Annotated in this window: 12 protein-coding genes; 7 read left to right on the top strand and 5 right to left on the bottom strand. The window is 45.4% G+C overall.

The window, feature by feature from the left end; translation table 11 throughout:
• Window positions 1-13: 13 nt before the first annotated feature.
• Window positions 14-952 (bottom strand): SPFH domain-containing protein, encoded by a 939-nt coding sequence (locus tag Q3A68_RS13075; RefSeq protein ID WP_302901545.1) that lies wholly within the window; start codon window positions 950-952, stop codon window positions 14-16.
• 92 nt (window positions 953-1,044) lie between these two features.
• On the opposite strand from Q3A68_RS13075, the gene Q3A68_RS13070 reads away from it, so the two are divergent.
• Window positions 1,045-1,230 (top strand): hypothetical protein, encoded by a 186-nt coding sequence (locus Q3A68_RS13070; RefSeq protein WP_302901544.1) that lies wholly within the window; start codon window positions 1,045-1,047, stop codon window positions 1,228-1,230.
• A 263-nt stretch (window positions 1,231-1,493) separates the two neighbouring features.
• On the opposite strand, the gene Q3A68_RS13065 is transcribed toward Q3A68_RS13070, so the two are convergent.
• Both Q3A68_RS13065 and Q3A68_RS13060 read right to left on the bottom strand, forming a co-directional pair.
• Window positions 1,494-2,624 carry a CapA family protein gene (locus Q3A68_RS13065; protein ID WP_302901543.1) on the bottom strand — a complete coding sequence of 377 codons (1,131 nt, stop codon included), beginning with the start codon at window positions 2,622-2,624 and terminating at the stop codon, window positions 1,494-1,496.
• A gap of 54 nt (window positions 2,625-2,678) precedes the next feature.
• Entirely contained in the window at window positions 2,679-3,293 is a 615-nt protein-coding gene (locus Q3A68_RS13060; RefSeq protein WP_302901542.1) for a C40 family peptidase, read from the bottom strand.
• A gap of 351 nt (window positions 3,294-3,644) precedes the next feature.
• Here Q3A68_RS13060 and pdhA point away from each other — a divergent pair, with 351 nt between their 5' ends.
• From pdhA to Q3A68_RS13045, 3 genes are all read left to right on the top strand, one after another.
• Window positions 3,645-4,640 (top strand): pyruvate dehydrogenase (acetyl-transferring) E1 component subunit alpha, encoded by a 996-nt coding sequence (gene pdhA, locus Q3A68_RS13055; RefSeq protein ID WP_302901541.1) that lies wholly within the window; start codon window positions 3,645-3,647, stop codon window positions 4,638-4,640.
• A 39-nt stretch (window positions 4,641-4,679) separates the two neighbouring features.
• On the top strand, window positions 4,680-6,332 hold the full coding sequence (locus tag Q3A68_RS13050; protein ID WP_302901540.1) for a dihydrolipoyl dehydrogenase family protein: 1,653 nt from the start codon (window positions 4,680-4,682) through the stop codon (window positions 6,330-6,332).
• A 229-nt stretch (window positions 6,333-6,561) separates the two neighbouring features.
• Window positions 6,562-7,395, top strand: a complete 834-nt coding sequence (locus Q3A68_RS13045) for an N-acetylmuramoyl-L-alanine amidase (RefSeq protein ID WP_302901539.1) — start codon at window positions 6,562-6,564, stop codon at window positions 7,393-7,395.
• A 48-nt stretch (window positions 7,396-7,443) separates the two neighbouring features.
• Here the strand turns inward: Q3A68_RS13045 and Q3A68_RS13040 are convergent, their stop codons facing one another.
• Both Q3A68_RS13040 and Q3A68_RS13035 read right to left on the bottom strand, forming a co-directional pair.
• Complete coding sequence (locus tag Q3A68_RS13040; protein ID WP_302901538.1) at window positions 7,444-7,983, bottom strand: hypothetical protein; 540 nt, start codon at window positions 7,981-7,983, stop codon at window positions 7,444-7,446.
• An 82-nt stretch (window positions 7,984-8,065) separates the two neighbouring features.
• Window positions 8,066-9,724: a glutamine--tRNA ligase/YqeY domain fusion protein gene (locus Q3A68_RS13035; protein ID WP_302901537.1), complete on the bottom strand. Its 1,659-nt coding sequence runs from the start codon at window positions 9,722-9,724 to the stop codon at window positions 8,066-8,068.
• A gap of 386 nt (window positions 9,725-10,110) precedes the next feature.
• On the opposite strand from Q3A68_RS13035, the gene Q3A68_RS13030 reads away from it, so the two are divergent.
• The 3 genes from Q3A68_RS13030 to Q3A68_RS13020 all read left to right on the top strand — a co-directional run bounded on the left by Q3A68_RS13030 (window position 10,111) and on the right by Q3A68_RS13020 (window position 12,160).
• Window positions 10,111-10,530 carry a cobalamin B12-binding domain-containing protein gene (locus Q3A68_RS13030; protein ID WP_302901536.1) on the top strand — a complete coding sequence of 140 codons (420 nt, stop codon included), beginning with the start codon at window positions 10,111-10,113 and terminating at the stop codon, window positions 10,528-10,530.
• 71 nt (window positions 10,531-10,601) lie between these two features.
• Window positions 10,602-11,381 (top strand): enoyl-CoA hydratase/isomerase family protein, encoded by a 780-nt coding sequence (locus tag Q3A68_RS13025; protein ID WP_302901535.1) that lies wholly within the window; start codon window positions 10,602-10,604, stop codon window positions 11,379-11,381.
• A 170-nt stretch (window positions 11,382-11,551) separates the two neighbouring features.
• Window positions 11,552-12,160, top strand: a complete 609-nt coding sequence (locus Q3A68_RS13020; protein WP_302901534.1) for an outer membrane beta-barrel protein — start codon at window positions 11,552-11,554, stop codon at window positions 12,158-12,160.
• Window positions 12,161-12,271 lie beyond the last annotated feature (111 nt).

The following is a 12,271-nucleotide window of genomic DNA, read 5'->3' as shown; positions in this document are numbered from 1 at the left end:
TAAAGTAAATTTTTTACTTTTTGACTTTGTCCTGGTGTAAAAGGTTTAAAGCCATTACTTCTTTCATCGTACGCTCCATACCTTCCGCCGAACCATCCAAAAAGATAACGTTGCCCTGTGAGTGTTCTGCAAAATGCTTGATTGATTCCGTCCACATCGTAAAGAGTATCACAGAAGTATCCATATGGGCCTGTTCCATTTCTTTTGCAGCGGCGGTCATACCTTTTGCTACTTCCTGCCTGAAAAGGGCAATACCCTGACCTCTTAACTGTGCAGCTTGCCTTTCAGCTTCAGCGGCGATTTTTATCGCATTACCTTCTGCCTCGGCAGCTTTTGTTTTGGTGATCAATAAAGCCTGGCCTTCGTTTTCAGCAGCGGCCTTCAGGTTATTGGATGCCACTACCTGGCTCATCGATTTCATTACCGCCTCATCAAAAGTGATGTCGTTCAATTGCAGGTCCTGTAAATGATAGCCCCATGTTTCCAGTATGTTATCCAATTGCTCCTTCACGTGCTCCACAATATCTTTCCGCAGGATCAGCACATCGGCTTGTTTTTTTGTAGCCACGTATGCCCTTATCGATCCCTCAATAGTACGTATCAGAGCCTGCATCAGGTTACGCTCGTCAACAAATTTAAATGCCACATTTTTGATCGTCTCCTCAACCTGGTCGAGTACTGAATAAAGCAGCATCGCCTTAAAATACACGTTAGCCTGATCCAGCGTCACCGCCTGGAACTCCAGCTCGACAGAGCGGTTCTGAATAGATATGCGGGAGTAGATCTGCTCTATTAAAGGCAACTTCAGATTAAGGCCCGGTTTGAGTATGCGGCGGTATTTGCCAAAGATGGTAATAACTGCAATAGTGCCTTGTTTTACAGTCACAAATGATGAGAAAAATACAATGATCCCGATAAAGACAATAATGTAAAGTGTTATCTGCGTAGCCATAGTTAATGTTTAAGGTTACTAAATATAGGTTTTTATTTTTTGGTGCGCTATTTGTTTTTATAACTCACAGTAAACCAGCATCAACTAAAATCATGAACTTAAAACGCATCTTTGGGGCCATACTTACTGTATTGGGAATCATCGGGTTGATCTATACCGGTGCTAATATCATTAATCATACGGCTCATTTTACTACGTTAGCTGTAATAGGGGTTATTTCGTTATTGTTTTTCTTTTCGGGGATAGGATTGGTGAAGGCTACCGCTGATAAGGCCTGAGCTTTAAATCTAATGCCAAGCTGAATTTATTTCAGCAACCCATCACAAAGGCCATGAGATAGACAGGTCTGCTACCGACCTATCTCAGACCAGGAATGCGTGAATGTCCTGTGGATTCCCGAAACAAGTTCAGGATGGCATTGTGGTGGTTTTGTCCGTCCGTTTTTTAGTATCGCCCCCTATCTGAAAGGTTTGAGATAGGCAAGTCTGCTACATGTAAATCGCAGATCAAGTAAGCGTGAATGTTCTAAGAGGTGCCGAAATCAATCATTCAAACTGATCTGTCCGTCCAAATCTATATTCAACCCTGATTCCGGAAAATCGGACTCCGTGAGAGTTTTGATACGTTGCACAACGCGGTTAGCGGTATCACGGGATAAACCTTTTTCATGGGTTTGGCGAAATGAAATAATATTGCCGTTCAGGAATTCACCCTTTTTATTGAGATATACTTTTAACAACGGCGCCATCCCACATACGCCTGACACACTTACACTTTTATAGGTACAAAAATTACCCAGACTATAAGCTATCAATCGCCCTTTATAAGTTTCCATTGCACGGCTTACATGCGGACCGTTGCCTATTACGACATCAGCACCTGCATCTATAGCATTGTGTGCAAATTGATGAACATCTCCGCGTTTAGCATTCAGGAAGGATTCCATCTTAAAAGGTACATGCTCATATTGCGCCCCTTCGGCACCACCGTGAAACGATACGATCACTACATCGCATTGCTCTTTCAATTTGCTGATGATCTGCCTTTGACTGATCGAATCCAATAACTGCATCGTGAGCGCATTCGGTGCAAATGCACAAAAGCCATATTTAACCCCATTACGCTGAAAAATAGTAGTAGGGCAAGTTTCAAGACCGGCATAATGAATGCCATTGTCAGCCAGCGTTCTCGTGGTACTGACACATCCTTTATTGTCAAAATCGGTGATGTGATTATTGGCTACACTTAACAGGTTAAACCCCGCATCTTTTAATACCCGGCCATATTGGGTTGGCATGCGGAAAAGATAAGCCGTTTGAAGATTCTTTTTATGTGCAGCGGGCATGCCCGAATCCAGCAGCGTTCCCTCCAGGTTGCCAAATACTACATCGGCTCCCTCAAAATATTTTTGTGCCGATTTAAAGCTACCCTTGGCGCTGTCAGTTGGTAATTTGCTGCTGTCGGGATAGGATGATCCCAGCATGATATCGCCCACGGCTGCTATGCAAATGGTATCGCGCAGGCTATCGCGCTTTAACCTTGCTGCGTCAGATTTCTTTCGTTTGAATTTGTGATTGACCGCTTTGCTACTGGCAATAGATGATACCTGCTCGCAGCCTTGTGCCAGCATCATCACTATAACACCAATAAAAACCCAATCAAAAAATCGCATTATCAAAAAAAAATCCTTCCGGTTAAGAAAGGATTTCAACAAATATAAAAATCTTTACTGTTTGTCGGTATCTCCCGAAGTATCTCCGGTGCCTACATTCGTTGTGCCATCCGGTGATGCTTCCAGTTCTTTCTTGAACACATCCAGTAAACGACCGCCTTTATAAAAATAGCGGTTGTAATACCCATCGTCCAGACTGCTGATGGCTACCCCACGTGACGAAGCATGAGCAAATCTTCCATTACCTAAATAGATACCTACGTGGCTGATGCTGCGGCTGTGTATTTTAAAGAATACCAGATCGCCTTGCTGCAAATCATCTTTACTTACAGGGTTAACCATGCTGAAAATATCACGCGAGTTGCGTTTGATAGTCAGATTGAAAACTTTGCTGTATAATTCTTTGGTGAAAGCTGAGCAATCAATGCCTTTGCGCGAGTCGCCGCCAAAGTGGTAAGGGGTACCTACCCAGTCGTATACAAATTGAAATAGCTTGATATTGGAGGTTGTTGACACTGCAACACCCATAATTTGTGAGAAATATTCTTTTATAAGACCATCCTGCTCTTCGTTGGGCTTATCGGGGGTTTGGGCCGTACTTGTTTTTGTTTGCGCCTGCGATCCTATAACACTCAGACACAATACAATAGCTAGGATAATTTTCTTCATTTAATCATTAGTCTTTGTTGTACATAGGGGGCAACAAGTGCTATTTTTATCGAGTTATTAACATTCGGTGTCGTGCAAAACTATCGGAAATTTTGATAATTACAAATTTATGACACCTTTTTTTAAATTCTCTTAATCGTCTTATACGTAATAAAAATCAAAATGGTTACCACGTTAAGTAATTTAACTAATTGTTTAACAATCAAATAGGTATATATTAGTGTAATTTTTACGCTTTATTAAATTCTTCACAACAAATTCGTTGCAGTTTCGATTTTTTCAAGGATATAATTAGATTTGCGCTTCTTAACAGAAAGAGGGCTTTTTACACACATGAGTTCAACCGAAATAATGAGTTCAATCGAAATAAATAAAGACACCTACCTGATGTGGTATGAGTCTATGCTGCTGATGCGCAGGTTCGAAGAGAAATCCGGCCAGTTATATGGTCAGCAAAAGATACGTGGATTTTGTCACCTGTACATTGGCCAGGAAGCAGTGCTTGCCGGTGCCATGTCGGTATTGAAACACGAGGACAGCATGATCACTGCTTATCGCGATCACGCGCACGCCCTGGCTAAAGGAACATCAGCCAACGCCGTAATGGCCGAGCTGTATGGTAAAGCCACCGGCTGCTCAAAAGGTAAAGGCGGATCGATGCACATGTTCGATAAAGAAAATAACTTTTACGGTGGTCACGGTATCGTAGGCGGTCAGATCCCGCTGGGTGCCGGTATCGCATTTGCCGAGAAGTTTAAAGGTACCGACGCGGTATGCTGCACCTATATGGGTGACGGCGCTGTTCGCCAGGGTGCATTAAACGAGACCTTTAATATGGCAGCACTTTGGAAACTGCCGGTGATCTTCATCTGCGAAAACAATGGTTACGCCATGGGTACCTCGGTTGAGCGTACTACCATCCAAACCGATATCTATAAATTAGGCTTGCCATACGGTATCCCTTCATCACCTGTTGATGGTATGGACCCGGTTGCTGTTCACAATGCAATGGACGAAGCTGTTTCACGCGCCCGTGCAGGTGAAGGCCCAACCTTCCTGGAAATGCGCACCTATCGTTACAAAGGTCACTCCATGTCCGACCCTCAGAAATACCGTACCAAAGAAGAGTTGGAAAGCTACAAAGCAAAAGACCCTATAGAAGCGGTAAGAGCTGCCATCCTGGATAACAAATATGCCGACGAGAAATGGTTTGAGGAAATGGATGAGAAGATCAAAGCTATTGTTGATGAATCAGTACGTTTCTCTGAAGAGTCGCCATGGCCTGAGGCATCTGAGCTGTACACCGATGTGTATGTTGAGCCGAACTATCCTTTTATTAGGGACTAATATTTACAAATTTTATAACACACTATTCATATTTAATATATGGCCGAAGTAGTTAAGATGCCAAAGATGAGCGATACCATGACCGAAGGGGTATTGGCCAAATGGCATAAAAAAGTAGGTGACCAGGTGAAATCAGGCGATGTATTGGCCGAGGTGGAAACTGATAAGGCCACGATGGATTTCGAGTCGTTTCAGGACGGCACCTTATTATATATAGGTGTTGACGAAGGCAAGGCTGTTCCGGTTGATACGGTGATCGCTGTTTTAGGTAAAGCCGGCGAAGATTATAAATCAGCGTTGGAAGGTGCCGGAAACGGTGCTGCTGCCCCTGCTGCCGAAGCACCAAAAGAAGAAGCTAAACCTGCCGGCGCTCCTGCTGCTGCAACCCCAAAAGTTGATACATCTAACATCCCTGCAACGGTTATCCGTATGCCTTTGCTGAGCGATACCATGACAGAGGGCGTAATACAAAAATGGAACTTTAAAGTAGGCGATAAAGTAAAGGCTGATGATTCGCTGGCCGACGTGGAAACCGACAAGGCTACCATGGAGGTTGTAGGTTACGAAGCCGGTACCTTATTATATATAGGTGTAAAAGAAGGCGAAGCCGCCCCTGTAAATGGCATCATTGCTATTGTAGGTAAAGAAGGCACCGATATTACTCCTTTGCTGCAAGATGGCGGTGGTAGTGAAGCCCCTCGCGGAGCTGCACCAACTGCTGAGGCTGCCCCTGCAGAAACCACTTCAACCACTTCAACCAATACAACTGCTACAACCTCTTCAACTTCAAGCGACGATAGCAGGGTAAAGGCCTCTCCACTAGCACGTAAGATTGCTAAAGACAAAGGCATCAACCTGAATGATGTAAAAGGCAGCGCCGAAGGCGGCCGTATCATCAAAAAGGATGTCGAAGACTTTACCCCATCTGCTAAACCGGCTGCACCAGTAACCACTAAAACTTCTCCAACCTCTACAACCACTCCAACCCCTGTTATCCCACAATACGTTGGTCAGGAAAAATATACCGATAAGCCGCTTACCCAGATGCGTAAAACCATCACCCGCCGCTTGTCTGAAAGCTTCGTGATACCGCACTTCTACCTCACTATTTCTGTTGATATGGATCAGGCTGTTGCCGCCCGTACCAAAATGAACGAGGTAGCCCCAGTGAAACTATCCTTCAACGACCTGGTATTAAAAGCCTGCGCCGTAGCCTTGAAGCAACACCCTGTGGTGAACTCCTCATGGATGGGCGAAAGCATCCGCACCAACGAGCACGTGAACATTGGCGTAGCCGTAGCGGTTGACGAAGGTTTGCTGGTACCTGTGGTTCGTTTTGCTGATGGTAAATCGCTTACGCAGATATCGGCCGAGGTGAAAGACTTTGCCGGTCGTGCTAAAGCCAAAAAGCTGCAACTGCCCGAGATGGAAGGTTCCACCTTTACCATATCTAACCTGGGCATGTTCGGCATCGATGAGTTTACCGCCATCATCAACCCTCCGGGAGCCTGCATACTGGCCGTTAGCGGCATACAGCAGATACCGGTAGTGAAGAACGGCGCCGTAGTACCCGGCAACGTAATGAAACTAACCCTCACCTGCGACCACCGCGTAGTAGACGGCGCCACCGGCGCAGCCTTCCTGCAAACGCTGAAAGCATTGTTAGAGGAACCGGTTAGGATATTGATCTAATAGAGTCGGGAAGACCGAAAGTCCACAAGAATATAAAGCGACGGGTTAAGAGCCTGTCGCTTTTTTTGTTTAAAGTTCTCCTAAGAGAGGGTGCGGTGGGTGGTGAAGTGGTAATACCGGCACTTCAACAAAGCTCAGTGTGACACCCGCTTTCCTTTTGCCTTTTAGTAATCCAATTGTTACTGCCACACCTTTTGAGCATAACGGTGTTATTAGCTACATTAGCCCTATGATACCTCTGAAAAAATACTGCTACTGCTTACTGCTACTGCCAACTGTTATAGCGGCTTCGTGCTCGCCTAAAGGCCCCTACGCGGTTACCAATCAATTTTATAAGCATCATGCGGATTCGGCGGCGAAGGTGGTTCAGCTGGAGCAGCCTGCGGTGCTGGTGGATAGTACGGGGGCTCAGGTGCCGTCGGAGTTTGTGGGTACGGTGAACTTTAATTTGCGCAAGCCCAATTATGTGATCATCCACTTTACGGCGCAGGATTCGCTGGCGCAAACGCTGCACACCTTTACGGTTACGCAAACGCAGGTGAGCGCGCATTACGTGGTGGGCAAGGATGGCAAGGTGGTGCACATGCTCAACGATTACCTGCGGGCATGGCATGCGGGCGTGAGCCGGTGGGGCAGCATCAGCGATATGAACAGCTGCTCGATAGGCATCGAAATCGACAATAACGGCAACGAGCCTTTTAGCGGTCCGCAGATAAAGAGTTTGCTGGCGTTGCTGGGGTATTTGAAAAAGACGTACAATATTCCCGCTACCAACTTTATCGGTCACCAGGATATAGCCCCCCTGCGCAAACCTGATCCGGGACCCTATTTCCCCTGGAAGATACTGGCCCAGCACGGTTTCGGCTACTGGAGCGACGACGTGCTGGAACTGGCTCCGGATAATTTTGACTATACTACCGCCCTGAAACTAATAGGCTACGACACGCGGGACATTAACGCCGCCGTAGTAGCCTTTAAACGTCACTTTGTGCAAACGGACATCAAACCGCAGCTAACGCAATTGGATTTGAACGTGTTGTATAATGTGTACGTGAAATACTAGTGCCAGTAGCAGTGGCAGTCTTTTTTTCAGTAAGAGTAGTGCTACTTTTTACTTATTAATCTTCGCAGTAAACGTTCCGTTAGTAATGGTATAATAAAGGACCATACCTTGAAAGTCATTCGGTGCAAATAATTTACCTGAGAATGTTCCCGAAATGGTTGTTGCGGTTACCCCGGTAATGGTTATGTTTCCTGCGGGAACCGTTGGCTGACTGGTATAATAATCGGAACTGGTTTTCCAATAAAAAAAGGACGACACATCATCCTGTCCATAGGAAGACTGTGCAAGGTAGGTTTGCCCTGCTTTTAAGGTTGCCGGGTCGTGGGTTATGTTTAGCCCGAAGTTGACGTCGCCTGGTTTACCGTCTGTTATAATGTAGCCGGTGATTGTGGTTTGCTTCTGGTTATTTACATCTGCTTCAATTTCCTCGCAATCATTAAAATTGAGGTCGGTTCCATTAAGCTTTAATTTCATGGAAGAGGTAACTGTGCCGTTGGGTGTGGGATTATTGGAGCTCTTTTTACTGCAAGAGCTGAAAGTAAGCGCAATAGCTGCTAAGGCGATACAGGTATATGATAAGGTTTTCATAATACAATTATACGGAAAATTTCAAGTAGCAGTGGCAGTCATTGGCTAATCAAAAACGGCTACTGCTACTAAAAACGCCACTTTATTTCTTCACCCAACCATCCTTCAGTGTCACCGTGCGGTTGAACACGAGCTTATCGGCGGTCGAGTTTTTATCAAGCGTGAAATAGCCTTTTCGTATAAACTGGTATCCTTTACCCGGAACGGCATTAGCCAGGTCGGGTTCTATGTAAGTATTTGGCAGTATTTGAAGGCTGTTTGGATTCAGGTAATCTTTAAAGTCGCCATCTTCGTTGGACGGGTCATCTACCTGGAAGAGGCGGTCGTACAGGCGTACCTCGGCAGTTTTGGCATGAGCTACGCTTACCCAATGGATAGTTCCTTTTACGTTCACGCCGCTGGTATCGTGGCCTGATTTTGACTCGGGCAAATATTTACAGTAAACGGTGGTTACGTTGCCATCTGCGCCCTTGTCAAAACCTTCGCAGGTAACGATGTAAGCACTTTTCAGACGGACACTCAAACCAACCCCCAGGCGGAAGAATTTCTTTGGCGGTTCTTCCATAAAGTCTTCGCGCTCTATCCAAAGTTCACTGCTAAATGGAATATGACGGCCACCTTCGCCACCTTCTACCTCAGGGTTATTCTCGCCCCACATCTCTTCACTCTGACCTTCAGGATAATTGGTGATCACCAGTTTGATCGGGTCGAGCACCGCCATACGGCGCCATGCGGTTTTGTTCAGATCTTCACGGATGCAGAACTCCAGCAGGCTAAGGTCGATCATATTTTCGCGCTTAGCCACGCCTATACGCTCACAAAAATCACGGATCGACTTAGGCGTATAACCACGACGACGCAAGCCACTTATAGTCGGCATACGCGGATCGTCCCATCCATCTACATGACCATCCTCTACCAGTTGCAGCAGCTTACGCTTGCTCATTACGGTATAGTTCATGTTCAGGCGGGCAAACTCATATTGTTTGGATGGGAAAATCTCCAGTTTCTCAATAAACCAATCGTACAACGGCCTGTGCGGAACAAACTCCAGCGTACAGATAGAATGGGTGATCTCCTCAATCGCATCCGATTGTCCATGAGCAAAGTCATACATCGGGTAGATGCACCATTTATCCCCCGTGCGGTGATGATGGGCATGTTTAATGCGGTACATGATCGGGTCGCGCATGTGCATGTTGGGCGATGCCAGGTCGACCTTAGCACGCAGCACTTTAGCGCCATCCGGATATTTACCATCCTTCATCTCCTCAAACAGTTGAAGGTTTTCTTCTATACTACGGTTACGGTATTCGTTACCTACGCCAGGCTGTGTAGGCGTACCTTTCTGAGCGGCAATTTCTTCTGGAGTACTGTCATCTACATAGGCCAACCCCTGACGGATCAGCGTCATGGCGAAAGAGTACAGTATATCAAAATAATCAGACGCATACAGCTCATTGGCCCATTCGAAGCCCAACCAGCGCACGTCTTCTTTTATGCTGTCAACATATTCTACATCCTCTTTCACAGGGTTGGTATCATCAAATCGCAGATTGGTCTGGCCGCCATATTGCTTAGCCAACCCAAAGTTCAGGCAAATGGATTTGGCATGGCCAATATGCAGGTATCCGTTAGGCTCGGGCGGGAAACGGGTAAGCACCCGGCCGCTGTGTACGCCTTCGCGTATATCTTCTTCAACAATCTCCTCAATAAAATTTAATGATCTTTCTTCGCTCATGATATAATAGAATGCGCAAAAATAGGGATTTGAAGGTGAAAGCCGAAAGGTAAAAGGCGAAAGGCGGTTTTCCACCGGTTTGTCATCCTGAGCAAGAGCTATTACTTTGACCACATTGTCTCATCAGACCTTATACTAAAAAACGGACGGACAACACAAGATATGAATAAGGGCGTTTCCTGCTGATAGAAGCGGGTCGTGCTATCCGTTCATACACCTGCAGGCATTAGGCCCGGCTTATCACACTTAGGCTCTCGATTGCCGGTATCCACTGCTACTAACGCGGGTATCAACTATTACAACCACTATAACCCAATCAACTTAATCCAACTCAATCAACCATTCAACAATTTCTTCTTACTTTTACGCCAACCAATACGGTTTACATGAGTAATACCTTTAACCGCCCCATCCGCGTTCTTGTTGCTAAAGTAGGCCTCGACGGACACGACCGTGGTGCGCGCATTATTGCCACCTCCCTGCGTGATGCAGGTATGGAAGTGATCTACACCGGTCTGCGGCAGACGCCTGAAATGGTGGTGAATACTGCTTTGCAAGAGGATGTGGATGCGATAGGCATCTCTATCCTTTCGGGTGCACACATGACGGTCTTCCCTAAAATTCTCCAGCTCATAAAAGACAAAAAAATGGATGATGTGCTGATAACCGGCGGCGGTATCATCCCCGAAAGTGATATGCGCGAACTGAAGAAAATAGGTGTTGGTGAGCTTTTCCCGCCGGGAACTAATACTAAAGATATTGTTCAATACATTACCGATTGGGTGAAGGAGCATCGTAACTTTTAAACCAACTCACCCCGACTACGCTACGCTCGACCGGGTGAGTCTTCTGAAACATACATTAAATATTATCTGCCATGTTTGAAAATCTTTTTGTCGACTATAACGGCGCTATCCAGCATATCATCATCAACCGCGAAAGCAAGCTGAATGCCTTAAATAAAAACACGCTTGCTGAACTGCACACTGCCATTTATGATGCATTTAACAATGACCGTGTGGGCGGTATCATCATCACAGGTGCAGGGCAAAAGGCTTTTGTAGCCGGCGCAGATATATCTGAGTTTTCTTCGTTCGATTCAAGCCAAGGTGAACAACTGGCGCGCAATGGTCACCGATTGGTGTTTAACCAGATAGAGAATGGTAAAAAGCCTGTGATAGCTGCCATTAACGGTTTTGCGTTAGGAGGAGGATTGGAACTGGCTTTGGCCTGCCATATCCGCATCGCATCAGATAATGCAAAAATGGGCTTACCCGAAGTAAGCCTGGGTTTGATACCTGGTTACGGAGGCACACAACGCCTTTCCCAGTTGGTAGGAAAAGGCAAAGCTTTTGAAATGATCCTGACCGGCGATATGATCACAGCGCAGGATGCTTTGCAATGGGGGTTGGTCAACCATGTTGTGCCGCAAGATGAACTGATCAGCAAAGCAGAAGAGATCCTCAACAAGATATTAACCCGCTCTCCACTGGCGATCGAAACGGCTATCGGTGTTATCAATTCTGCTACTCAACCTGGGGTTGACGGATACGAAAAAGAAATACAAGGCTTCGCAAAATCCTTCAATACTCCCGATTTTAAGGAGGGAGTCAGCGCCTTTCTAGAAAAGCGAAAACCTGATTTCCAGCGCAAATAGCCACTTTTTATGACACTATCCTGACTAATTCAAATAAATAGTCAATTTTATCTTGCTGTCAATCAATCGATTGAATAATCCTGACATTCAGATGAAACGCTGATGTTTTTTTCATGCTTTACTTTGCTCCGTGTTTCAACCAAACACATGAACAAATAATACATAATACAATGAAAACTACATTCAAAATTTCAGCCTTAGTTTTAGCTTTTGCCGGATTTGCACTGGGCGCAAAAGCACAAACTTCAACCCCTGCATCTACCAAAACTTCATCAACTGGCCCTAATGGCATAGTATTAAGCATTGGCGCTGATGCCGGTATCCCTACAGGAAAATTAAGCGATACTTACAACTGGAACATTGGCGGGTCGGTACAAGCAGACATCCCGGTTCTACCACATCAGTTATTCGTAACCGTTAATGCTGGTTACAACAGCATCCAGGGTAAAAAAAATCTGGCTATTTTGCAAGGACAAGATGCTACCAACATCCAGTTATTACCAGTAAAAGCAGGTTTGAAGTACTTCCCTGTTAGTCACTTGTACGTTCAGGGTGAAGCAGGCGCCGCATTCCTGTTGAACAAATCAGATTTTGATGGTGACAAAAGCGCAGCATTTATTTATGCTCCTCAAATCGGTTACCAATTCCCATTGGGTGGCAAAAGCTACTTAGATGCAGGTGTGCGTTATGAAGCATCTACTAAATTTAACAGCTTAGCTGACAACAGCAAAGTTAATTTCTTTGGTCTGCGCGTAGCTTACGCATTCGATACTAAGTAATAATTTTACGCACATCAATTTTTGAAAGACGAGGGGCAATATGCTCTTCGTCTTTCTTTTTAATAAAGAAAAAATTTAAAAATTAGCCCCTTAATTAAATTTACCTAAAAA

It is taken from the genome of Mucilaginibacter tolerans (genome assembly GCF_030519375.1).
Taxonomy (GTDB): Bacteria; Bacteroidota; Bacteroidia; order Sphingobacteriales; family Sphingobacteriaceae; genus Mucilaginibacter.
This window is presented reverse-complemented; position numbering and strand designations above follow the sequence as displayed.